We start from the raw sequence: 23,024 nt of genomic DNA, 5'->3' as shown, positions 1-23,024 counted from the left end.
GGCCGAGGCAGCGACGGGCGGTCCCGGCCGACGGTACGTCTGCGTGACCGAGCGGATGGATCACAAGTCAGTAGGCGGTTGACTCTCCCACTGTGGGAGACCCAAGAGTGGAGCGCATGTACGCCGACGACGCCACCTTCTGGAGCATCGGAGAGGTCGCGCGGAAGACCGGACTGACGGTGAAACTCGTCCGGCACTGGTCCGACACCGGAGTGGTGCAACCTGCCGGGCGGACCTCAGCCGGCTACCGGGTCTACGGCTCCGATGCCGTCGTCCGCCTGGAACTGGCACGGACACTGCGGGACCTCGGGCTGAGCCTGGCGACGATTCGTGACGTACTGAACCGCGAACACACCTTGGCCGAGGTGGCTGCGGCTCACGTCGACGCACTGGAAGTGCAGATCCGCACGCTGCGCTCGCAGCAGGTGGTCCTGCGCTCCGTCACCCACCGGAACACCACAACCGAGGGACTCACCGCCATGGCCAAACTGGCCCGCATGTCCGCCGCCGAACGCCGCACGATTATCCAGGACTTTGTGACAGAAACTCTCGGAGACCTGGACGTTCCGACCTACCGCCGCGGACTGCTGGCCGCCACCCCGGAACTGCCCGCCGACCCCACGGACGAGCAGGTCGACGCCTGGATCGAACTGAGCGAACTTGTCGCGGACCCTGCGCTGCGCAGCGGGATGCGCCGTATGGCGCGGTACGCCGCCGAGCACGCTCCCGGCGAGCACGACGAAGACGCGCCCAAGGAGGTGCAGCGTGTGACCGACGACTGGCTGCAGCGAGTCAATGCGGCAATGGAGGACGGGATCGCCCCGGACTCACCGGCAGCCGATGCCGTCGTCGCCGAGGCCGTGGCGGCTTGGATCCCCACGCAAGCTGCTCTGCCCCGTGAGCCGCACACGGACGATGCGCAGGCCAGGAGCTTGCTGCTGGAGCAGCTTGAGGTCGCCTCCGACGTACACGTCGAGCGGTACTGGCAACTGCTGTGCATCATCAACGGCTGGCCGACGCGACCGAGCATGGCGGCGGCCGGGCAATGGCTGATGACCGCGTTGCGGACCAACCCCGAGCCCGGAGCACGCGCCGCGGAACTCGGCGAGATGTACGACACCGGGACCGACGCATGGGAACCGGCAGGCGTACTGAAAGCCTGCCGCGAAGTCCTGGACGCCGTGAACAGCCTCGTGTCCGCCGTGGACCCCGACCAGTTCGACCAGCCGACACCGTGTGCCGGCTGGAACGTATTCACCCTGCTCAACCACCTGGTCTGGGAGAACCTGCTGTGGACAGGCCTGGCCGACGGCGCTCCCCGCTCCGACATGGCCTCCGACCACCTCGGCAAGGATCACATCGAGGCGTTCCGTACCGCCTCAAGAGCTGCACTGACCGCCTTCGACCGGCCCGGCATGCTTGACCAGCGGTACGGGCCGGCACCCGGGCGGCGGCTGGTCGAACAGCTGATGATCGAGATGCTGGTCCACGGATGGGACCTGGCTCAGGCCACCGGGCAGCGACGCGATCTCGTCCCCGACATCGCCGTGTCGGCGCTGCCCGTCGTACGGGAGATCGTCGGCGGCCTGCCCCGCACTGCTGCCGGCTCCTTCGCACAGCCACAGCCGGTTCCTGCCGGCGCGAGCGCTCTCGACCACCTGGCCGCCTACCTCGGCCGCACCGTCACCTGATGAGCCACCAGACCCTCGACCCCCGACAGCGAAGCGGTCGGAGATGGCAGGCTGGGCGGGATACGGATACTGCGCGTCCCACTCACGCTCATTCTGGGGCCGGTGCCTGTTCCTGGTGTGCACGCCGGCCGGGATGCCGATCCTGTGGGCACTGGCACACCCCAAGATCGACGAGCGCGAGATACCGACATCGATGCTGGATCGCGAGCCAGGCGCGGTCTCGGCCCGGCCGGGCCTGCTGCTGTTCGCGGACAAAGGGTTCGCCTCCAAAGAGTTCGAGGCCGAAAGCCATACCTCGCACCCCTCGGATGGCCCAACCCTACGAATGGCCGGACCACACCGATGACCAACGTAAGGACCACTGATCGCTTCGGGGCGACTCGTCTAGAGTGCGAGGGTGCCGACGTACAGCATTGGTCAGGCAGCTGGGCTGCTGGGTGTGAGTTCGGAGACCGTCCGCCGGTGGGCCGACGGCGGGCAGCTGCGGATGGACCGGGACGGTGCGGGAAACCGGATGATCGACGGGGTGAGCCTGGCGGCGTTCGCCAAGGAGCGCGGCGAGGGCCTGCACCCGGTGCCGGGCGATGTGCTGACCTCGGTGCGGAACTCGTTCGCGGGGATCGTCACCAAGGTGGCCCTCGACGAGGTGATCGCCCAGGTCGAGATCCAGTCCGGGCCGCACCGGCTGGTGTCGGTGGTCAGCCGGGAGGCGGTCGAGGAACTCGGGATCGAGGTCGGGGTGACCGCCACCGCCCGGGTGAAGTCCACAAATGTGCACATCGACCGTGCGGGCGACCGGAGTTGAGCACCGGACGCCGCGACCAAGCCCGTCCGGCACCGCTCACCGGCACCGCTCACCGGCACCGCTCACCGGCACCGCGCAGCGGCATCGCTCACCGGCACCCGCACCGCTCAGCGGCAGAGCAGCGCCGCCTGCAGATCCAGTGTGTGATCGAGCCGGGAGAGGTCGCGGCCGGTGAGCGTCTCGATGCGTTGGATGCGGTAGTGCACGGTGTTCACATGCAGATGCAGCGATGCGGCGGTCCGTGCCCATGACCCGTGGTGGGCTAGGAAGACCTCCAGTGTCTCCAGGAGCATGCGGCGTGAGGTGCTCCCGGCTCGCGCCAGCGGGCCCAGCACCCGGCTGCTGAAGGCCGTACGGACGTCGGCGGGGACCCCCGCGAGCAGGGCGCCCAGGGTGCTGAGATCCTCGACGGAGGTCACCCGGGCCCCGTCCGGGCTCTCGGCGCGGGCCGCCGCCAGCGCATAACGTGCCTGTCCCACAGCGGAGTTGAGGCCCTCGGCCGGTACCGGACCGCTGATCCCGGCGTGCAGGGAGGTCTGCGGCCGGCAGGCGTGCACCCTCGGCCACAGGTCGCCGAGCGGGAGCTGGTCCTCGGCATCGGGGTGGGCACGGACCACGGCGGCCGCCTCGCCGCCCGGGAGCCGGCCCGCCGCGAACGGCACGCCGGGGAAGTGCCGCAACGCCTCCGCCAGTGCGCTCACCACCTGCCCGCCGTCCTCGTCGCCCGAGGCGGCCACCACCACCCGGTACGGCCCGGTGGGCGGTAGCCCGCAGGCATACAGCGCGGCCTCGAACGCCGCCCCGTCGGCCGACCCGGCCTCGGCGAGCGCGATCAGCTCGTCCGCCGCCCGCCGTTCGGCCGCCTGCCGCCGCTCGACACGGTGCCGGTACCGGGCCATGACCTCGGCGATCTCGCGCAGCACCCGCGGCGGGGCGTCGGCCGCGGCCCGCAGATGCAGCTGCCAGCCGTCGTACGGACCGGCCTCCCCGTCGATCCGCAGGCCGGCGCCGGCCGCCGTCAGTTCCCGGGCGGCCTGCTGCGCCGGCAGGCAGGGGGCGGCGGGCGTCCGGGCGACGACCCGTCCGGTCGCCGTCAGCACATAGCAGGGCGGCCCGCCCAGATGCGCGAAGGCGCGGTCCAGCAACGCGTCCGGCGCGGCGTCCTCGGCGAGCAGACCGGCGAGTTCGGTGCGGACGTTCTCCGGCAGTGTGGAGTGCTCGGTGGGGCGTCGGCTCAGATCGCCCCACCGGCGCAGATCCACCGCCTCCGTGATGGCGCGGAAGGTGGTGTGCGCGGGCACCGCGACCAGCACGATGCCCCGCTCACGGCAGGCCTCGACCAGGATGTCCGGCACCGTGCCATGGGTCTCCTCGCCGGCCAGCAGTGCGGTGGCCCCGGCCGAGTGCAGCGCCGAGACGAAGCGGTCGGCCTTCGCGCGGCTGTCGTCGGGCGTCCACCACACCAGTCCGCTCAGCACCAGCTCGCCCGGCTGCAGAAACCCGGCCGGGTCCGCCAGGTCGGTGGCGGTGACACCACTGACTTCCCGGGTGAGCAGGGGGCCCTCGCCCCACAGCAGGGTCAGATCGAGCGAGTCGAGCTGGAGGAGATCTTGGACGTGCATGTGGTGACTCCTTGCGCGGCTGCCGGGCGCGGACCCCGGCATCTCACATTCACGAGGCGAATACGAGTACTCGCATCGTAAATGCCAGCTGATCCAGCCCAAAGCCCTCTTGGTTGATCCTCCAGATACCGGGTCCGGCCGTGATGTTTTTCCGTGCTGTGCACCAGTCGTGCCCAAGGGCGCGGCGTTGCTTCACTCGGCGGCATGGACCTGAACACGGTGCAGGACAGCCGTGACGCCCGGCAGCGCGCCCCGTGGCGCACCGGCGACGCCTGGCCGGGCGGCGGCATCTTTCTCTTCTCCGAACCCGGCGGACCGTACGGCGACGGGCCGTACCCGGCGGGCTCCCGGCTCCCGGCTTCCGACTTGCCGCCCGCATGGCCCCTTTTACCTCACATCAGCAAGGGAGATATGCGGAGGTGGCTGGCATCCGTGGTTCAGCGGCGGACCGGTCGGGCATCACAGGGAGGCAGCCGCCGCGCGGATCGCCCCAAGGGGGTCTCGAATGAGCCGACCCGTCCCGCCGTCCCGCACCACCGCCGTACGCCCGGTGCTCGTGGGTGTCGTAACCGCACCACCTGCCGCACCCGCACCACCTGCCGCACCCGCACCACCTGCCGTACCTGCCGGCCCCCGGCGTTTTCTGATCCGCGGTCAGCTGCGCCGTCCGCTCGCGCTGACCGTCGCGGAGCTGCGGGAGCGGTGGCCGCAGCGGCGCGCCGAGGTGGTCTTCGACTGCGCCACGAACGGTCCGCAGCGCCACACCTTCGAGGGGCCGCTGCTGCGGGAGGTGATCGACGCGGCGGGCCCGGCCTTCGACGCCCGGCGGCGCAAGGACCGCTCCCGCTACGTGCTCACGGTCACCGGCCGGGACGGGCACCACACGGTGCTGTCCTGGGCGGAGCTCGACGCCGACTTCGGCAACGCGCCGATCCTGCTGGCCACGGCCATGGACGGGCGGCCGCTCGACACGGCGGGCAGCCAGCTCGTGGTCCCGTCCGACCGCTGCGGGGCGCGCTACATCAGCGCGGTCACCGGCATCTGGTTCGGGACCTGTGCCCCGCCCGAAGCGGACCGGGAGCCGTCCGGCCGGAGGGGGCCGGTCGCGCCCTGACCGCCGCCGGAAAGGCCGAAGTCCCGCGTTGCCCGGGGACTTCGGCGGGCCGCCGTGCTCAGCCGGCGGCGAGCGAGATCTCGGTTGCCTTGATCAGCGCGGTGACCTCCGCGCCGGCGGCCAGGCCGAGATCCTCGACCGCGTCCTTGGTGATCGCGGCGGTCAGCTCCCCGCCCGCGACGGTGACCTTGACACCGGCCATCGCGCCGCCGGTGGTGACCTCGGTGACGGTGCCGGGGATCCGGTTGCGGATGCTGACGCGGTCCACCGCACCGGTGGCGAGCGCGACCTCGGTGGACTTGACCAGCGTGCGTACCGCGGAACCCTCCTTGAGGCCCAGCTCCTTCACTGCCTCCAGAGTGATCGCGGCGGTGATCTCCTGACCGCTGTCCAGACGGACCTTGACAGTTGCCATGGCCTCGCCGGCGGTGACCGAAAGAACGGTGCCGGAAAGCTGGTTACGGATACTCAGGCTCATGGAATTGCCTCACCGGGGGAGTGGAAAGCAAGGGGTGGAATGTCACGTTGTTCCTGATCTGTCGTCTGCACTCTAGCCACCTGCCACACAGTCGTCCGGGCATGCGTGGCAGGCGCCAGGCGGATATCCCTGTGCGCCTGGCAAAATGGAGGCGGAGCATTTCCCTGCCGCATACGAGGCGACTGCCGGCCGGCGGCTTGTTGTCCCTTCCTCCAGGGAGCCTGGCATCTGCCATATAGCTTCGCCTGATGCATTGCAAATGCGAGCCGGTAATGCATATCTTGTCGCACATGCAGTCCTACACGATCGGCCAGGCGGCGCGGCTGCTGGGCGTCAGCCCGGACACCGCCCGCCGCTGGGCGGACGCCGGCAAGGTCGCGACCCACCGCGACGACGGCGGCCGCCGCCTCATCGACGGCCGTGCTCTCGCCGCCTTCTCCATCGAGGTGGCGCAGAACGGCGCCGGTGAGGACGACGCCTCGTACACCTCCGCGCGCAATGCCTTCCCGGGCATCGTCACCGCCGTCAAGCTCGGCGACGTCGCCGCGCAGGTCGAGATCCAGGCCGGTCCGCACCGCCTGGTGTCCCTGCTGACCCGCGAAGCGGTGGAGGAACTGGGCCTGGAGGTCGGCATGCAGGCCACCGCCCGTGTGAAGTCCACCAGCGTGCACATCGACCGCACCTGACCCACCGCGGCAACACCCAGCCGATCCGCCACCACCGTCCCCCACCGGCGGCTGCCTCACACCAGCGGCGTCGACCGTCCACGGCGCGGCTTTTCCCATCCGCTCGGACGCCACCTCTCGTCCCGCGTTCCAAGGAGTCCCGCCCCATGTCCCAGCTCTTCACCGGACGCCGCGCCGCCACCGCGCTGGTCACCGCCGCCCTCCTCGTACCGCTCGCCGCCTGCGGCGGCAACGACAGCAAGAAGAACGAGGGCGCCGCGAAGTCCGGCAGCTCCGCTCCCAAGGCGGACCTCACCGTGCTCGCCGCCTCGTCGCTCACCGATGTCTTCAAGAAGGCCGGCGCGGTCTACGAGAAGGAGCACCCCGGCACGAAGGTGAACTTCTCCTTCGCCGGCTCCCAGGAACTGGCCGCCCAGGTCAGGGAGGGCGCCCCCGCCGACGCCGTGGTCACCGCCGACACCAAGACCATGGACGGACTGAAGCCCGACGTCGGCACGCCCACCGTCATCGCCAAGAACCGTCTGGTCATCGCGACCGGCGAGGGCAACCCCAAGAAGATCAGCAACCTCAAGGCCCTCACCGACAGCAAGCTGAAGGTGGTGCTCGCCGCCGCCGAGGTGCCGGTCGGCCGCTACAGCAAGCAGGTCCTGGACGCCCAGAAGCTGAAGGTCAAACCGGTCTCGCAGGAGCCCAACGTCCGCGCGGTGCTGAGCAAGGTCGAGCTCGGTGAGGCCGACGCCGGCATCGTCTACCAGACGGACGCCGCCACCGCACCGAAGAAGGTCGACGCCGTCGACATCCCCGACGCGCAGAACGCCGTGGCCTCCTACCCGGCGGCGACCCTGAAGGCCTCTCAGCACGCGGCTGCCGCGGCCGCATTCGTGACGTGGCTGAGCACGCCCGAGGCGCAGAAGCTCCTGCAGCAGGCGGGCTTCCAGAAGCCGTGACCCGGTGCGGCGCGCACGCTCCGGCCCGGGGAACCGGACCGGACCGTGCGCGCCGCCGTACACCGGCCCGGCCCGCCCCCCGATCCCAGGAACCCGGATGAGACGCCTGCGCACCCTCGCCCTGCCCCCGGCGGGCAGGCTCCGCGCGCCCGGTGGCCGAGCCCCCGTCGTGCTGGCCGTGCCCGCGCTGGTCGCCATCGCGTTCCTGCTGATGCCGCTGGTCGGGATCCTCGCCCGCACCACCTGGAGCGACCTCGGCACCCATCTGACCAGTCCGGGTGTCCTCGAAGCGCTCCGGCTGTCCCTGCTGGTGTCCTTCTGGGCGCTGGGGCTCTCGCTGCTGCTGGGCGTACCGCTGGCCTGGCTGCTGGCGCGGGTCAGTTTCCCCGGCAAGGCGCTGGTCCGCTCGCTGGTACTGCTGCCGATGGTGCTGCCGCCGACCGTCGGCGGTGTCGCACTGCTCCTCGGCCTCGGCCGCCGCGGAGTGCTCGGCCCCTGGCTGGAGGACACCTTCGGCATCGTGCTGCCCTTCCACACCTCCGGCGCGGTGGTCGCCGCCACCTTCGTTGCGATGCCGTTCCTCGTCATCAGCCTGGAGGGCACGCTCGCCGGACTGCGCACGAGCTACGAGGAGACCGCGGCCTCCCTCGGCGCCTCCCCGGTACGGGTCTTCGGCACCGTCACCCTCCCCATGGTCGCCCCGGGCCTCGCCGCCGGCGCCGCGCTGACCTGGGCCCGCGCGCTCGGTGAATTCGGCGCGACGATCACCTTCGCCGGCAATCTGCCCGGCACCACCCAGACCCTGCCGCTCCAGGTCTATCTGCTGCTCCAGGAATCCCCGGAGGCGGCCACCTCGGTCTCGCTGCTGCTGCTCGTCATCGCCATGGCCGTGCTGGTCGCTCTGCGCGGCCGGTGGACCGGCGCCACCACCGACCGCGCGGCCCGCACCGTACCCGCCACCGACGACACCGACCTGGCGTCGCCGCCCGCCACCGGCGCCGAGGAGCCCGTCGCGACATCCGCCGAGCCCCGGGAACACTGGCCGCTGCACGCCGAGGTCACCGGCTTCAACCAGCTGACCCTGGACGCCGGTCCGGGCACCACCATCGCCGTCGTCGGCCCCAACGGCGCCGGCAAGACCACCCTGCTGCGTGCCCTGCTCGGCCTCACCCCGCGCGCCCGCGCCACGCTACGCCTCGGCGACACCGACGTCAGCACACTGCCCCCGCACCGCCGCGGCGTCGCCTGGGTCCCCCAGGACGGTGCGCTCTTCCCGCATCTGACGGCCCTGACCAACACCGCCTACGGGCTGCGCGCCCATGGCACCCCGCGCGCCGAGGCCCGCCGCGCGGCACAGCTCTGGCTCGACCGGCTGGGCGTCGGCGCGCTCGCACACCGCAAGCCCGCCCAGCTCTCCGGCGGCCAGGCCCAACGCGTCGCGCTGGCAAGGGCGTTGGCCGCACGTCCGCGACTGCTGCTGCTCGACGAACCGCTCGCCGCGCTCGACCAGACCACCCGCGCCCATGTCCGCCACACCCTGCGCGGCCATCTCGCGGGCTTCGGCGGCGTCTGCCTGATCGTCACCCACGACCCCGTCGAGGCGGTCTCGCTCGCCGACCGCGTCCTCGTCCTGGACGACGGGCACGCCCTCCAGGACGCCCCGCCCGCCGAGGTCACCCGGCACCCGCGCTCACCCTGGGTGGCCCGGATGCTCGGGCGCAACGCCTGGCCGGGCACCGCCACCGGCGACGGCCTGGTGCTCACCGGCGGCGGTCACCTCGTCGTCGCCGACCGGCTCCCCGACGGTGTCCGGGCGCTGGCGATCATCGCCCCCGAGGCCGTGTCCCTGCACCTCGGCAAGCCGGCCGGCAGCCCCCGCAACGTCTGGCCGGGCACCGTACGGGAGATCACCTCGGCGGGCAGCCGGCTGCGGATCCTGGTCACCTCGCAGGAGGCCCCCGACCTGGTGGCCGAGATCACCCCGTCGGCGGCCCTCGAACTCGGGCTCGCCGACGGGGTGTCCGTATGGACCAGCGTCAAGGCCACCGAGGTTTCCCTCGTGACGCTCTGAGCGTCCGCGGCGGGTCAGTGCGGTGTGGCCGCCGGCTCCAGGACGAACACCGGGATCCGGCGGTCCGTCTTCTTCTGGTAGTCGTCGTAATCGGGGTACGCCGCGACGGCGCGCCCCCACCACAGGGCCTTCTCCTCGCCGGTGACCTCACGGGCCGTCATGTCCCGGCGCCCCGGGCCGTCCTGCAGTTCCACCCGCGGATCGGCCACGAGGTTGTGGTACCAGACCGGGTGCCGGGGCGCGCCTCCCACAGAGGCCACCACGGCGTACGTCCCCTCGTGCTCCACGCGCATCAGCGGACTCTTGCGGATCTTTCCGCTCTTCGCGCCCCGGCTGGTGAGGACCACGACCGGCATCCCCCGTATCGTCGTGCCCTCCCTGCCGCCCGAGCTCTCGTACTGCTCGACCTGATCGCGCACCCACTGCTCCGGGCTCGGTTCGTACTCACCCTGAAGAGGCATGGCGTCCGTCCCTCCGAACGACGACGAGTGTGGCGTCGGCCGCCGGGCATCCCTGCCGCCCACGACCGACCTGACCCTCGCCAACAACCGTATCGGGGGTCTTCTTCCCGGCTCCGCCGTTCGGCCGAGCGCCGCCGGTGCGCGGACGGGGACGGAAGCCCCCGCGACCGGCGCCGCTCCGCCCGCCCGTCCGTCCGTCGGCCGGCCCGGCGGGCGGAGCGGTCATCAGGACACCAGCTCCACCGTCCGCCGGCTACGGCGGTGCTGTTCGGCCCAGTTCGCCAGCGCGGCGCCACAGGCATGGTCGAGATGGCGCAGCCCGCTCAGATCGAGTTCCACACCCCGGCCGGCCGGCAGCGTGTCGAGCTGGTCGAGGAGCTTGGGCAGCCGCAGGAACGTGGCGTTGCCGACGGCGCGTACGAGCACCGGCTCGTCCTCGTCGTCCGGGGTGTGGATGTCGAGGTGGACGTGTGAGGTCTCCCAGGCGGTCTTCGCGACGGCCATCAGCAGCCCGATGAGCACGCCCTCGAACATATTGACCGTCACGATCGCGAGCGCGGTGACCAGGAGAACCACGGCCTCACCGCGGTGTTCGCGCCACAGCGGCCGCAGCTCCCGCAGCGGGATGAGCTTCCAGCCCGCATGGACCAGCACACCCGCCAGCGCGGCCACCGGCACCACGCCCAGCGCGGCGGGGAACGCCGCGGCGAACACCAGCAGCCAGACGCCGTGCAGCACCCGCGAGGCCTTGGTCTTGGCGCCCGCCTGGACATTGGCCGCGCTCCGGACGATGACCGCGGTCATCGGCAGCGCACCGAGGATGCCGCAGACGGCATTGCCCGCGCCCTGGGCCATCAGCTCCTTGTCGTAGTCCGTGCGCGGCCCGTCATGCAGCCGGTCGACCGCGGCGGCGCTGAAGAGCGACTCGGCCGACGCGATCAGCGCGAAGGCGACGACCGTGCCGAGCACACCGATCTCGGTGAGCCGGCCGAGGTCGGCGAGACCGGGTGGCTGGATCGCGTCCAGCAGCCCGCTGACCTCGACGCGTGCGACGGGCAGATCCAGTGCCCACACCGCGCTGGTGGCGAGCGCCACCGCGGCCAGTGGCGCGGGCAGGACCCGCGCGGCGCGCCGCCAGCGCGGCCACAGCGCCAGGACGGCGATGGTGCCGGCGCCGATGGCGAGCGCGGCCGGTGCCGTCCCCGATCCCACGGTGGCGGTGACCAGGCGGGGCAGGCCGCCGAGGTTGGCGAGTCCGCTGCCGGGCGCCTTGGCGTCCGCGAGGGCGTAGAGCTGTCCGGCGATCAGGACCAGGCCGATGCCGGCCAGCATGCCCTGGACGACGGCGACCGAGATCGCCCGGAACAAGCGCCCCAACTTCAGTGCCCCCATGGCCAGTTGCAGTGCGCCGGCTGCCAGCACCAGCGCGCCGAGCGCCCCGATGCCGTACTCCTTGACGGCTTCGAAGACCAGCACCGTCAGACCGGCGGCGGGGCCGCTGACCTGGAGGCTGCTGCCCGGGAGCAGACCGGTGAGCAGTCCGCCGACCACACCGGTGACGAGCCCCAGCTCGGCCGGGACCCCGGAGGCGACGGCCACCCCGACACACAGCGGGACGGCCACGAGAAATACGACGACGGAGGCGGTGAAGTCCGCCCGGAAGGAGGTGAATCGCTTCATGAGGTGCATGCCCGGCTTCACAGAGGGAGGAACAGGTCGGAGGCGGGGTGATGCGCGGCCACCATGCCGGTGTGCACTTCGTAGAACCAGCCGTGCAGAGTGACCTCGCCGGCGGCGAGCCGCTCGCGCACACACGGATAGCCGCGCAGCCGGCCGAGCTGCTCGCGCACATGCTGCTGGACGGCGGCGGCGACCGTCGGTTCCGCATCCTTGGGCAGTTGGTCGGACAGCTGCTGGGCCAGCCAGTCCCGTACGGCAGGTGCGCCGGTCAGGTCCTCACCGCGGGCCCTGGCGCCGACCGCGCCGCAGTGCGAGTGACCGCACACCACGATGTCGGCCACGCCCAGGACGCGCATCGCGTACTCGATGGTGGCGGCTTCCGCGCAGGCGGCCATGTCCTCGCGGTAGACGGGCACGGCGTTGCCGGCGGTCCGTAGTTCGAAGAGTTCGCCGGGCCGCGCCCCGGTGATCAGGGACGGGATGACCCGTGAGTCGGAGCAGGTGATGAACAGGGCGAGGGGGGACTGGCCGGCCGCGAGCCGGCCGTATGTCTCTTGTTCGTCCCGCCGGTCGGCGATACGGGCCGTCAGGCCCCGGGCATGCTGGATGAAGGTCTCCACGCGGAGGTCTCCTGCTGATGAGTGGTGCCACTGTGGGGTGGTGGCGGGAAGGTGCACGGTGCGGTGGGTGGGGCAGGCCACCATGCCGCTCTCAGCAGCGGAACACGCAGTGCAGGACGGGGAGCGCGGCCGGTCTGGACGCGGCCTTGGCCCGGCTGCCGGGCGCGGGGGCGCGGGACGGCGCGGTGGTGTCGGGCGCCGTGGTGCTCCCGCTGCACGGCGGGTGCGGGCGGCCGGTGTGCTGGGGAATGCCGACGGAGGTCCGGGCGGTACGCCGGGGCTGGCCGCGTTCGGCCTCGCGCTTGGCCTTTTCCTCGGAGGTGTCGTTGTCCGGCTTGGCGGCCGGCGGCGCGCTCACGGACTTCGCGGAGGACGGGACGCTGAACGCGGCCTTCGCCGCGCCGGTGGCCGTGGCCGCACCGCCCAGCAGGAACGCCAGGGTCACGATGAGGGCGGCGAGGGATGTGCGGCACAGGCGCAGCACCGGTATGCGCGGTACGCAGGTGTCCTTCCGCATCATCGCCCCCCGTGGTTCGTTCACACGGTTCCACCCTGCCCTCACAGTGCAGCATCCAGGTTTCGGGCGTGATAACGAGAAATGACGCCAAGTTCCAAGATTTTCCCGAAAAGGTGCCGGGAACATCCGTCACGCGAGCGGGAGTTCATGTCGCTTCGGTTTCCGTACGCCCGGCCGTGGGGGCGGGGGCGGTATGCAGCGGGCGGCGGACGGTCCACGCGACGACGGGCACGACCGCCAGCGCGAGAATCCCGCCGGCCAGCGCCAGCGTGGGGTAGCCGCCCAGGACGACCACCGGGCCCGAGGCCATGCCCCCGGTGGCACCCGCGAGGGCGATGCCGACATCGACCAGTCCCTGTGCCGACGCGCGACGGGCGGGCGGCAGCGCGTCGGTGACCAGGGCGGTGCCGCTGATCAGCCCGAAGTTCCAGCCGAGGCCGAGCAGTACCAGCGCCGCGGCGAGCGCGGGGACGGAGTGCGGCGGCGCCACGGCGGCGAGGACGCCGCCCGCCAGCAGCAGCGGACCGGACGCACCGGCGATCCACCGCCGGCCGACCCGGTCGACCAGCAGCCCGGTCAGCGGCGAGGGCAGGAACATCGCTCCGACGTGGAGGGCGATGACCAGCCCGGTCGCCTGGGTGCCATGGCCGTGCGCCTGCATATGGACGGGCGTCATCGTCATGATCGCGATCATCACCAGCTGGGTGAGGACCATCACCGTGGTGCCGGTGACCACTCCGCGCCGGTCCGGCGGGGCGTCCGGGCGGCCGTCGGTGGCGCCCGCCGGGCTTCCGGCCGCCGCCGTGGTCCGTGCCGCGGCCGGCTTCCCGGCGAGCCGCAGCGGATCGGGCCGCAGCAGAGCGGCCAGGACCAGCGAGGCTGCCCCGAACGCGGCGGCGGCCAGCAGAAACGGCCCGGCGAGACGGGGGATGCCCCAGGAGTGCGCGAGGTCTCCCGTAAGGGTCACCAGGTTGGGCCCGATCACCGCGCCGAGCGTGGTGGCGAAGAGCACGGTGCTCACGGCCCGCCCGCGGCGTGCGGGCGAGGCCAGATCCGCGCCCGCATAACGCGCCATCAGATTGGTCGCGGTGCCGGCCCCGTAGACCAGCAGGGCCGCGAACAGCAGCACCGCGCTGCCGAGGACGGCCGCCACCACGACCCCGAGGCTGCCGAGCGCCCCGACCGCGTACCCGAGCGCAAGGCCCGGACGCCGGCCGTGGCGCCGGCATATCTGGCCGATGCCGGCGGCACCGAGCGCGGAACCGGCGGTGAACAGCGCGCTGGGCACGCCCGCCAGACCGGTCGAGCCGAGCATCTCTTCGGCGAGCAGTGCGCCGACGGTGATTCCCGCGGCCAGGCCCGCACCGCTGAGGATCTGGGAGACGACCAGGACGGCCAGAATCCGTCGTTGTTCCGGAACCTCGTGGACGTCCGGGGAAGCGTGGTGAGCCTTCATGATTCCCTTCTGTTCGAGCCCGGTGCCGAGGCTAGGGCGTCGCCATCGGTTGCAGCGCCGCGATCTCCGTGAGCGACAGGCCCATCTGTTGATGGAGGAAGCGCACCATGGTCCAGTGTGGCAGCGCACCCTCGTCGAACGGGCCGAATTCCCGGCAGTACAGCGGAATCCAGCGCAGCGCCTCTTCGAGTGCCTGCTCGCGGCCCGGCTCCTGCTGGTAGTCCTCGTAGGCGATGCTGCGGTGTTCGATGAAGAACCGCCCCGGCAGCCGTTCCTCGCACAGCGCCCGGTATTCACGGGTCTGCAGGATGAGGTAGTGCCAGATCTCGTCGATCTCCTGCTCGACGGGCAGGAACAGGCCGCCGAGCCGGTCGTGGTGCCGGGAGACGAGATAGAGATAGCGCAGACACTCGGTGACCTGGCGCTCCACGAACTCCCGTGGCGCGGCGCCCTTGTTGCCGAAATGGGTCAGCACCTCGCTGTGCAGCGCGGCACCGAGCAGGTCCTCGAGGGCGTCGGGAGATATCCGTGGCGGGGTGGTCATGCTTCTCCTGTCCGGGGGAGCCGATGTCCGGGTGGGCCGGATCGGTGGGTCGGATGCCGGTCGGTGGGTCGGATGCCGGTGGGTCAGGTGCTCGGGTGGGTCAGGTCCCCGGGCGGGTGTCCGGGCGGGTCAGGTCCCGTTCGTGAGCCAGGCGTACTTTCCCGACTTCCCGATGGGGAGGTGCGTACGGTGTTCGAGCCGGCAGCGCCGCCCGGTCAGGTCAACGATGCCCTCCTCCAGGAGCGCGGCCTCCGCCTGGCCGACGGGCGCGCCGTGGAAGGTCGTGTACACCAGCTGTGCCCCAAAATCGCCGGTCAGCCGCAACTGGTAGACGAAGAGGTGCGGGGACCTCTCCCCGATGCACCGGTCGAGGTCGCCCTGTGCGACGGGTCCGTGCGGGGTGCCGAGCAATTCCTTTTCCCGGCCGCAGAATTGGGAGATCTTGCCGGGGTCCGGCGTCCCGTCCAGGGTGCGCACACAGTCGCCCGAGCGGTACCGGACCAGCGGCATATGGGGATTGCGCACACTGGTGACGATGAGCTGGTAGATCGTGCTCCCGGCGGCGACCGGGTGGAGCTCGACGCTCATCTTGTCGAGATGCGGCCAGTAGGTGCCGCGGCGGTCGCTGAAGTAGAGATAGCCGAGTTCGGTACTGCCGAACAGGTCGATGACCGGGCAGGCGAAGTGCTGGTGCAGAAAGCGCCGGACGTTCACCGGTGTGTATTCGTAGGCGTGAATGATGCTGGCGGGCGGCGGGAAGTCGTCCCACAGCCGCCATTCGCCGGCCTTCCGCAGCAGATGCGCCAGGTGATATCCGGAGCAGTCGAGGTGGTACCACCCGCGCGGGTGCGCCTCCGCCGCCGCGCGGATCTCCTGGAGCATCCGCGCCACCTCGTCGCGCTCCCACAGCGCCGGGTCGAGCCGCAGATTGAGGTAGCAGGTACGCGCATCGAGCCGCCGGTCCTCCTTCGAGGGCACCGGCTCCGGCACCGTACCGTGCCGTGCGGCATTGACCCGCGCCACATGTTCCGTCGCCAGCACCGTGGTCAGCGAGACCCGCCGGCAGCCCGATTCCCAGGTTTCCGCGATATCGGGGTGCTCGCTCCACAGCCGGTAGTAGGAGTGCACCAGGAAATACGGGGGCCGGATGATCTGCATCCGGGCGTGATGGGTGCCGGTGGAGAGGACGAACTCGGCTTCGCCGCATTCCAGCGCCGTGGCCAGCCGGGGCGTCATCCAGTTGTCGGGGAAGCCGCGCGCGATCTCCGGTTTGTCGAGCAGCGGGAAGTGGCCCTTCGCCAGTGACTCGCGGTAGATCGGAATATCACGGATCTGCTCGATGACCTCGGCGGTCGGCTGACCATCCATGGAATCCTCGTTTTTGCTCGGAATGCGGTGCGCACAAGGCAATTCGGGGCGCGGTGCCCGGAGCGGGGCGCTGTCCGGGGCGGGCCGGCGTCCGGAAAGGGGCGCGCGGCCCGTTCCGCCGATCGCCGCCGGCCCGCCCCGGGCTTCACAGGGCGCCAGGCGTCAGGAGATACAGCCGGCCTTGGGGGCGGCGCTGATGCAGCCCGCCTTCGGCGCGGCGCTGATGCAGCCGTTCTTCGCCGCCTGCTGTGCGGAGTTGACGGCGAGCCAGTTCTGCCAGACGTGGTCCTGGGCCATCTTCTTGATGAGCTGCTCCATGGGAACCTCCGATGAGAGTGCGGAAGAAGAACCGGGCATACGGCGCTGACCAGCGCTGATGCCGTTCCATCGAAGGTAAAAGGATGACCAAGTGAATGTCAATTAATGGCAATGTCATCGTCGGGGAAGCGTGCCCGGCGCGCCAACTTTGGCGGGATTCCGTCGAGATGATCACCGACCGGAACCAAGTGGCGATCCGTCAGGCGGGTGAGGGGGCGGGCCGGTCTCCTGGGGTGGCGTCCGGAGTCGCGTTCCGCCGCACGGCGGCCGTCGTTCGGGTGATCCGTGGCGCGGGTGCGGAGCCGGACGGCAGCCCGTGGGGAACGATCACGATCAGTTACCCGCTGACCGGTACCAGCTCCAGGGGAGTCCGCTGTGCGCATTCTGCTCATCGCCGGCGCGTTCAACAGCCTGACGCAGCGCGTATACGCCGAACTCGGTGACAGCGGGCACCACCTGAGCGTGGAGCTGGTAACACGCGGGACCCCGCTCCCCGAGGTCGTCCGCCGTCATTCCCCCGACCTGATCGTGGCACCGATGCTCAAGACGGCCGTGCCCCGCGAGGTGTGGTCCGCCTGCCCCTGCCTGATCGTGCACCCCGGGCCCGTCGGTGACCGTGGCCCGTCCTCGCTGGACTGGGCGGTGCACCTGGGCGCCGACCGGTGGGGGGTCACGGTGTTGCAGGCCAATGAGGAGATGGACGCCGGCGACATCTGGGCCGCGGCCGACTGCCCCGTCCCCGACGTGGGCAAGAGCGACCTGTACCGCAACGAGATCGCCGATGCCGCGGTCGAGGCGGTCCTGTCGGCCGTCGCCCGCCTGGCCTCCGGCACCCACCGTCCGCAGCCGCAGGCCGCCCTGCCTGATGCCGCGAAACCGGGCCGCCCCCGGCCGCCCTTCCGCCAGGACCTGCGCCGGATCGACTGGCGCTGCGACCCCACCGACACCGTCGTACGCAAGCTGCGCGCCGCGGACTCGCAGCCCGGCGTACGGGATGAACTCCTCGGAGAGAGCTGGCATTTGCACGGTGGCCACCCCGAGGACACCCTGACGGGGCGGCCGGGCGAGCTGCTGGCCACCCGGTGCGGCGCGATCTGCCGGGCCACGGCCGACGGCGCCGTATGGATCCCGGAGCTGCGGCCGCCCCGCGCACCGGGGGAGCCCGGCACCCTCAAGCTGCCCGCCACTCTGGCGCTGGGCGGACGCCTCCCGCCGCTGCCCGAGGTCCCGGCCCCGCTCGACCCCGGCGACGGCCCCCGCACCTGGACCGATATCCGCTACCGCGAGGCCGGCCCGGCCGGCTTCCTGGAGTTCTCCTTCCCCGGCGGGGCGATGAGCACCGGCCACTGCCGACGGCTGCTGGCCGCCTATCGTCACGCCTGCGCGCGGCCGACCTCCGTACTGGTCCTCGGCGGCCGCCGGGATTTCTTCTCCAACGGCATCCACCTCCATGTCATCGAGGCCGCCGCCGACCCCGCCGAGGAGTCCTGGGCCAACATCAACGCCATGGACGACCTGGTGCACGCCGTCCTGACCACCACCGACCGGCTGGTGGTCGCCGCGCTCGGCGGCAATGCCGCGGCGGGCGGGGCGATGCTGGCCCTCGCCGCCGACGAGGTGTGGTGCCGCTCGGCCGTGGTGCTCAACCCCCACTACCGGCTGATGGGGCTCTACGGTTCGGAGTACTGGACCTCTACGCTGCCCGGCCGGGCGGGCTCCGAGGTGGCGCGGCAACTCACCGCGCGCGCCCTGCCGATGACCGCCGCGGCCGGAGCGCGGCTCGGCCTGGTCGACCGGATCATCGACTGCCCCGCGCAGGACTTCGCCGCACAGACCACCGCCCTCGCGCGCCGGCTGGCGTCGGCGCCCGCGACCCAGGCCCGTATCGCCACGAAGAAGGCCACCCGGGAACGCGACGAGGCCCGGCGCCCGCTCGCCGCCTACCGGGAGGACGAACTGACCCGTATGCGCCGCATCTTCTTCGACCCGGAGGCGCCCTATCACGCCCTGCGCCGGGCCTTCGTGCGGAAGGATCCGCCGGCCACCACCCCCGCGCACCTGAACTCCCCGGCCGGCGGGGCGTGACGCGCGCTGCCCGGCCCCCACAGGAGCGCCGGAACGGCCGGCGGGACGACGTGCCGCGCCGGCCGGGGACGGTGGCCGCGCTCCGCCGGTCACCGGCCACCGGACCGCTGCGGTGCACCGGCTGCTGCAGTGCACCGACCGCGGCCTTTGAGCCGGCCGCGCGGCCGTGCACCGCGACCGCGGCGCCCGGCACCCGCCGGGGCCGCGCCGCGCCCCCCGCCGTCTACGGGGCCGGCTGGTACTTGTACCCGATGCCGAAGACCGTGCTGATGGTGTCGCGCAGCCCGGGTCCCAGGCGCCGGCGCAGACGGGCGATGTGCACATCGACGGTGCGGGTGCTGGACTGGCTGCCGGGCCAGACGGCGGCCATCAACTGTTCCCGGGTGAAGGCGCGTTGTGGGTGCAGGACGAGATGGGCCAGCAGATCGAATTCCAGCCGTGGCAGATCGAGTTGGCGGTCTCTGATGAAGACCGTCCGGGCCGCGGTGTCGATATGGATGTGCTCCGGCTGCGCCTGGCCGGTCATCGGCTCGGCGGGCCGGGACGATTCCTCGCCGGGCGGCGCCAGGATGATGTGGACCTCGTCGGACGGCAGCCGGTGCACCGATACGGGTTCCAGGTCGTGCAGGGTCAGTTGCCACTTGCCGTCCGGTAGCCGGTCGACCGCCAGGGGTGGCCCTTCGTCGGGCCCGGCTGTGAGCGGCCGGACGAACTCGGCGTCCGGACGCAACGCAAGCGGGGTCGTCGAGGAGTTCATAAACATGATCTGGGCCCATTCCTCTTGCAAAGCAGGCGTGTACGGACAGACATGGCGGTGCTCGACGTTCAAGGGTGCGCAGGTGCTGCACAGTGAGGGCGCTGCGTAGGTACTGCACAGCGACCGCGATGCAGTGCGGTGCTGGGACGGGGCGGCGACCAGGCACTTGTGGTGCAGGTGCGCCCATCGGGGGCGATCGCTCCGCTCGTACCGCGAGAACGCGCGCGCCCATGCCCGTACCTGGCCGTGACGTGGGGTGAAGCCACGGCCCGTGGTCCAGATGAACGCTACATGTGATCACGCGGTTCCGGAAAGTAGCATCCGCTAATTCGGTTGCTCTTGAGCCGACTTCGTGTTTGCCGGAAACCTCCTCGGCCGGCAGGCGGGTCTGTTGGGGCCGGGCGGTCCGCCGTTCGGCTCCACAAGTGCTCAGCAATTCATTGAATGTTGCCGGTTCGGGCGCCCGGGGCGCCGTAAGCCGCAGGAGTGCGCCGTAAGAGGGTGCGGTGAAGGTCCCGTCGGTGAAGATGCTGTCCGCGCGGAGCGGCTCGCGGGCCGTCCGGCGGCGGAGCGTGCTCGCCGAAGGCCGGCCCGCCCGTCCGTCCGGGCCCGGTGCTGAGCCGTGACGGCGTGGCCGGAAAACGCCTGTGAACTGGCCGAGAACGGCGAGCGGTTGGTGGGGATCGGTGCGATCCGGGCGAGGTCATGTCGCCCGGGGTGCGGGGTGCGGGGTGCGGGGTGCGGGGTGTGGCGGTCCTCGGGGGTGATGTGCTATCCCTCCAGGGTGTGTGGGATACGGAGGGGTAATCGGCGATCAGGCTCACTTGTGAAGGTTCCGTGGGTATGTGAATATGCCAAATAACTGCTCGATGGCGAACCGGGCCGCAAAGCGACGGGGTTCGGGAGGTGGCGTGAGAAGTCGTTCCCCTTTCAATTTCATCGAGACTAAAAGGTGCGGAACCAGATATTCCAGGCGACTTGTTTTCCGAATGAGTGGAGGGTGAGTAGGGTGTGGCCCGCTGTCACTTGACCGGTGGCAGGGATCCGGCTGAATTCGGCGCAGCTGGAATGCGGTGTGGGGGATGACGCCTTCGTGACCGGGAGGGGACCATGGCGGCCGGCTCTTTCGAGGGGCAGTACGTGTGGAGTCCGGCTGCCAATGACCGGGCGCTGGCGCGCGCGTGTATGGACGTACGGACCGGACGGTATCTGAGCGCGCACGAAGTTCTCCGGGAAGCCCGGGAGGATTTCGAGGTCCGCGCCCACCGGTCGCTGGTGCTCGCGTCCGTGGCGGCCGATTCGGACCTGGCGGAGCGCTGGCTGGCCGAGGAGCCGGGGCCCGAGGCCGCGTTGCTCTGGGCCCGGGTGGCAATGCTCCGCGCCCTGCGCATGGCCGATGCCGGTGACCGGCGGCAAGGCGCCCTGGCGCGGATAGCGCGGTCGGCGTGTGAGCGGGCCGCGAAGCTGCTGCCCAAGGACCCCACCCCCTGGGTGGCGCAGCTGGCGCTGACCCGCCTCGACCGCCCCCAGGACCCCGCGCCGCAGGGGCTGTTGACCGCGCCGGCCGGGCCCTGGTACCTCTTCGCGCACATCCTCCGGCTCGACCCCTGGCACCGCGAGGCGCATCACCGCTTCCTGTCGTTCTTCTTCACCCGCTACGGCGGCTCGTCCAGCGCGAGCTGGGACGTTGCCGCGTTCCTGAGCCAGCGGGCCCCGGCCGCCTCACCGCTGCGGCTGCTCCCGCTGGTGGCGCTGGTCGAGGACTACAACCCGTCCGCGCTGCTCGCGGACAGCACCTGGGAGCAGCCCCAGTGGATCACCGCCGCGATGGGCATTTACCGGAACTGGTTTCCGCAGGTGGCCGCTTACCGTTTCACGCCGGTGCTGGATCTGGCGTATCTGGCCCATGCGCTGTTCATGGCGAAACGTGAATTCGAGGCACGGGAAGTCCTCACGGCAATGGGGCCGTATGCCTCGCGCATGCCCTGGAGCGCATTCGGTGATCCCGAGGATCAATTGACCAGGGCGAGACGCTCCTGCGGGCTCCCCGTACCCCATGACGGCTGATGCACGGTGAGGTCCGAACCGCCCTGGTTATTCACCGTAAAGGGCCCACTCATTCTGTTTCACCCGTTCGATCCACTCCACCCGATCCATTCTCTCCCCCCACAGTTCCCCAGAAAGGTTTCGGTTGTGTCCGAGCGTACGTCCCCAGCTCGCTCGAAAACCCCCCACACGGCAGATTCCGTCGCACTCGACGATGACGCCACGCTCCACGCCATGGGCTATCCGCGGAAACTCACCCGCAGATTCCGCGCGTTCGACAATTTCGCCATTTCCTTCACCATCATCAACATCATCTCCGGGATCTTCTCCTCCTTCGGCTTCGGCATGAATGCCGGCGGTCCGCGGATCCTGATCTTCGGCTGGATCGGCGTCTCCGTCATGGTGCTGTTCGTCGGCGCCGCGATGGGCGAGATCGCCTCCGCCTACCCGACCAGCGGCGCCCTCTACTTCTCGGCCGGCAAACTGGCCAAGCGGCACCAGGGCGCCTGGTCCTGGTACACGGGCTGGCTGAACTTCGTGGGCCAGGTCGGCGGCACCGCCGCCACCAACTTCGCCGCCGCCACCTTCATCCAGGCCCTCATCGCCATGCAGTGGCCGTCCTATGAGCCGGCACCGCAGCAGACGGTCGCCATCACCGCGGCCATCCTTCTCGTCCAGGCGCTGGCCAACACCTATACGGTGCGGCTGGTTGCCGTGGTGAACCGTATTTCCGTGTGGTGGCTGCTCATCGGCATGGTGGTGATCGTCGGTGCACTGACCCTGATACCCGGCCATCACCAGTCGCCTTCGTTCGCGACGCACTTCGTCAACAACACCGGTTTCACGCACGCAATTTACGGCGGAATGCTGGGCCTGCTCGTCACCAGCTGGACCTTCACCGGCTTCGACGGCAGCTTCCACATGTCTGAAGAAACGGTGAAGGCCACCGTCAATGCGCCCAGGGGCATCATGCGGGCGATCAGTTACTCCGCGATCACCGGACTGATCCTCATGCTTGCGCTGGTGTACGCGATCCGTGACTACGGTCACGCCGCGAAGGCCGAGGCGCCGCCGGTGCAGATTCTCATCGACGCCCTCGGGCAAAGCACCGCCAAGTTCCTGCTGTTGATCGTGATCGGCGCCATGCTCTTCTGTGGTCTGGCCAACATGACCAGCAATACCCGGCAGATCTTTGCCTTCTCCCGGGACGGCGCGATGCCCGGCTCCCAGTGGTGGCATTCGGTGTCCGCGCGCACCCGCACCCCCGTCAAGGCCGTCTGGCTCGCCGCGGCCTGTCCGCTGGTGCTGGTGCTCCCCGGCTGGTGGTCGCACACCGCCTTCACCGCGGTGGTGAGCGTCAATGTCGTCGGGCTGTTCCTCGCCTATGCCGTCCCCATCTTCCTGCGGCTGCGGCTCAACGACTTCCAGGCCGGACCGTGGAACCTCGGCCGCTACGGCAAGCCCGTCGCGGCGATCGCGGTGATCTGGATCCTGATCAGCAATGTGCTGTTCATGCTGCCCCAGGCATCCCCGATCACCCCCGCCTCGTTCAACTACGCCCCTCTTGCACTGGCCGTGGTGCTGATCATCGCCACCATCTGGTGGTTCGCCACCGCCCGCCGGCGCTTCCAGGGACCGGTCAGTTACGGCCGTCCCGACGAGGTCGCCGCCATGGACCTGATCTAGGACTCCTCCCGGGGACCGTGGCGGGCTCGCGCGGGCCGGCCGGACCTTCCCGGCCGGCCCACCCGCGCCCCG

20 protein-coding genes and 1 pseudogene are annotated in these 23,024 nt (G+C 70.9%); 10 read left to right on the top strand and 11 right to left on the bottom strand.

The window, feature by feature from the left end; all coding sequences use genetic code 11:
- Positions 1 to 116 precede the first annotated feature (116 nt).
- From ACWGJY_RS10875 to ACWGJY_RS10865, 3 genes and pseudogenes are all read left to right on the top strand, one after another.
- On the top strand, positions 117 to 1,691 hold the full coding sequence (locus ACWGJY_RS10875) for a TIGR03086 family metal-binding protein (protein WP_453260447.1): 1,575 nt from the start codon (positions 117 to 119) through the stop codon (positions 1,689 to 1,691).
- Positions 1,692 to 1,716: 25 nt separating this feature from the next.
- A pseudogene (locus ACWGJY_RS10870) lies at positions 1,717 to 1,974 on the top strand (IS982 family transposase); the annotation flags it as partial.
- A 114-nt stretch (positions 1,975 to 2,088) separates the two neighbouring features.
- Positions 2,089 to 2,496 carry a TOBE domain-containing protein gene (locus ACWGJY_RS10865; protein ID WP_453260446.1) on the top strand — a complete coding sequence of 136 codons (408 nt, stop codon included), beginning with the start codon at positions 2,089 to 2,091 and terminating at the stop codon, positions 2,494 to 2,496.
- Positions 2,497 to 2,603: 107 nt separating this feature from the next.
- Here ACWGJY_RS10865 and ACWGJY_RS10860 read toward each other — a convergent pair whose 3' ends face one another.
- On the bottom strand, positions 2,604 to 4,118 hold the full coding sequence (locus tag ACWGJY_RS10860; RefSeq protein WP_453260445.1) for a PucR family transcriptional regulator: 1,515 nt from the start codon (positions 4,116 to 4,118) through the stop codon (positions 2,604 to 2,606).
- 505 nt (positions 4,119 to 4,623) lie between these two features.
- Here ACWGJY_RS10860 and ACWGJY_RS10855 point away from each other — a divergent pair.
- Complete coding sequence (locus ACWGJY_RS10855) at positions 4,624 to 5,232, top strand: molybdopterin-dependent oxidoreductase (RefSeq protein ID WP_453260444.1); 609 nt, start codon at positions 4,624 to 4,626, stop codon at positions 5,230 to 5,232.
- A gap of 58 nt (positions 5,233 to 5,290) precedes the next feature.
- Here the strand turns inward: ACWGJY_RS10855 and ACWGJY_RS10850 are convergent, their stop codons facing one another.
- Positions 5,291 to 5,710 (bottom strand): TOBE domain-containing protein, encoded by a 420-nt coding sequence (locus ACWGJY_RS10850; protein WP_453260443.1) that lies wholly within the window; start codon positions 5,708 to 5,710, stop codon positions 5,291 to 5,293.
- A gap of 290 nt (positions 5,711 to 6,000) precedes the next feature.
- Between ACWGJY_RS10850 and ACWGJY_RS10845 the strand changes: the two genes are divergently transcribed.
- From ACWGJY_RS10845 to ACWGJY_RS10835, 3 genes are all read left to right on the top strand, one after another.
- The gene (locus ACWGJY_RS10845) at positions 6,001 to 6,396 is read left to right on the top strand and encodes a TOBE domain-containing protein (protein ID WP_453260442.1); all 396 of its coding nucleotides are present in this window, start codon (positions 6,001 to 6,003) and stop codon (positions 6,394 to 6,396) included.
- 146 nt (positions 6,397 to 6,542) lie between these two features.
- On the top strand, positions 6,543 to 7,343 hold the full coding sequence (gene modA, locus ACWGJY_RS10840) for a molybdate ABC transporter substrate-binding protein (RefSeq protein ID WP_453260441.1): 801 nt from the start codon (positions 6,543 to 6,545) through the stop codon (positions 7,341 to 7,343).
- A gap of 97 nt (positions 7,344 to 7,440) precedes the next feature.
- Entirely contained in the window at positions 7,441 to 9,414 is a 1,974-nt protein-coding gene (locus ACWGJY_RS10835; RefSeq protein ID WP_453260440.1) for an ABC transporter permease, read from the top strand.
- 14 nt (positions 9,415 to 9,428) lie between these two features.
- Here the strand turns inward: ACWGJY_RS10835 and ACWGJY_RS10830 are convergent, their stop codons facing one another.
- The 8 genes from ACWGJY_RS10830 to ACWGJY_RS10795 form a co-directional block, all read right to left on the bottom strand.
- A complete protein-coding gene (locus tag ACWGJY_RS10830; RefSeq protein WP_453260439.1) occupies positions 9,429 to 9,875 on the bottom strand; it encodes a nitroreductase family deazaflavin-dependent oxidoreductase in 447 nt (148 codons plus the stop codon).
- Positions 9,876 to 10,100: 225 nt separating this feature from the next.
- Entirely contained in the window at positions 10,101 to 11,555 is a 1,455-nt protein-coding gene (locus tag ACWGJY_RS10825; RefSeq protein WP_453260438.1) for a SulP family inorganic anion transporter, read from the bottom strand.
- Between the two features lie 17 nt (positions 11,556 to 11,572).
- A complete protein-coding gene (locus tag ACWGJY_RS10820) occupies positions 11,573 to 12,175 on the bottom strand; it encodes a carbonic anhydrase (protein WP_453260437.1) in 603 nt (200 codons plus the stop codon).
- A 91-nt stretch (positions 12,176 to 12,266) separates the two neighbouring features.
- Entirely contained in the window at positions 12,267 to 12,716 is a 450-nt protein-coding gene (locus tag ACWGJY_RS10815) for a hypothetical protein (RefSeq protein WP_453260436.1), read from the bottom strand.
- A 121-nt stretch (positions 12,717 to 12,837) separates the two neighbouring features.
- Positions 12,838 to 14,148, bottom strand: a complete 1,311-nt coding sequence (locus ACWGJY_RS10810) for an MFS transporter (RefSeq protein ID WP_453260435.1) — start codon at positions 14,146 to 14,148, stop codon at positions 12,838 to 12,840.
- 31 nt (positions 14,149 to 14,179) lie between these two features.
- Positions 14,180 to 14,692: a hypothetical protein gene (locus ACWGJY_RS10805; protein WP_453260434.1), complete on the bottom strand. Its 513-nt coding sequence runs from the start codon at positions 14,690 to 14,692 to the stop codon at positions 14,180 to 14,182.
- 129 nt (positions 14,693 to 14,821) lie between these two features.
- Positions 14,822 to 16,060, bottom strand: a complete 1,239-nt coding sequence (locus ACWGJY_RS10800) for a hypothetical protein (RefSeq protein WP_453260433.1) — start codon at positions 16,058 to 16,060, stop codon at positions 14,822 to 14,824.
- A gap of 162 nt (positions 16,061 to 16,222) precedes the next feature.
- Complete coding sequence (locus tag ACWGJY_RS10795; protein ID WP_453260432.1) at positions 16,223 to 16,378, bottom strand: hypothetical protein; 156 nt, start codon at positions 16,376 to 16,378, stop codon at positions 16,223 to 16,225.
- Between the two features lie 375 nt (positions 16,379 to 16,753).
- Here ACWGJY_RS10795 and ACWGJY_RS10790 point away from each other — a divergent pair, with 375 nt between their 5' ends.
- Positions 16,754 to 18,463 carry an enoyl-CoA hydratase-related protein gene (locus ACWGJY_RS10790; protein WP_453260431.1) on the top strand — a complete coding sequence of 570 codons (1,710 nt, stop codon included), beginning with the start codon at positions 16,754 to 16,756 and terminating at the stop codon, positions 18,461 to 18,463.
- Between the two features lie 223 nt (positions 18,464 to 18,686).
- Here ACWGJY_RS10790 and ACWGJY_RS10785 read toward each other — a convergent pair whose 3' ends face one another.
- The gene (locus tag ACWGJY_RS10785; RefSeq protein ID WP_453260430.1) at positions 18,687 to 19,220 is read right to left on the bottom strand and encodes a winged helix-turn-helix domain-containing protein; all 534 of its coding nucleotides are present in this window, start codon (positions 19,218 to 19,220) and stop codon (positions 18,687 to 18,689) included.
- A 1,110-nt stretch (positions 19,221 to 20,330) separates the two neighbouring features.
- On the opposite strand from ACWGJY_RS10785, the gene ACWGJY_RS10780 reads away from it, so the two are divergent.
- A complete protein-coding gene (locus ACWGJY_RS10780; protein ID WP_453260429.1) occupies positions 20,331 to 21,287 on the top strand; it encodes a hypothetical protein in 957 nt (318 codons plus the stop codon).
- A gap of 213 nt (positions 21,288 to 21,500) precedes the next feature.
- Complete coding sequence (locus tag ACWGJY_RS10775; RefSeq protein WP_453260514.1) at positions 21,501 to 22,952, top strand: amino acid permease; 1,452 nt, start codon at positions 21,501 to 21,503, stop codon at positions 22,950 to 22,952.
- Positions 22,953 to 23,024: the final 72 nt, after the last annotated feature.

Source organism: Streptomyces sp. NPDC054765 (assembly GCF_053612065.1).
The sequence above is the reverse complement of the archived record's forward strand: the minus strand, read 5'-3'. Positions and strand labels throughout refer to the sequence as shown.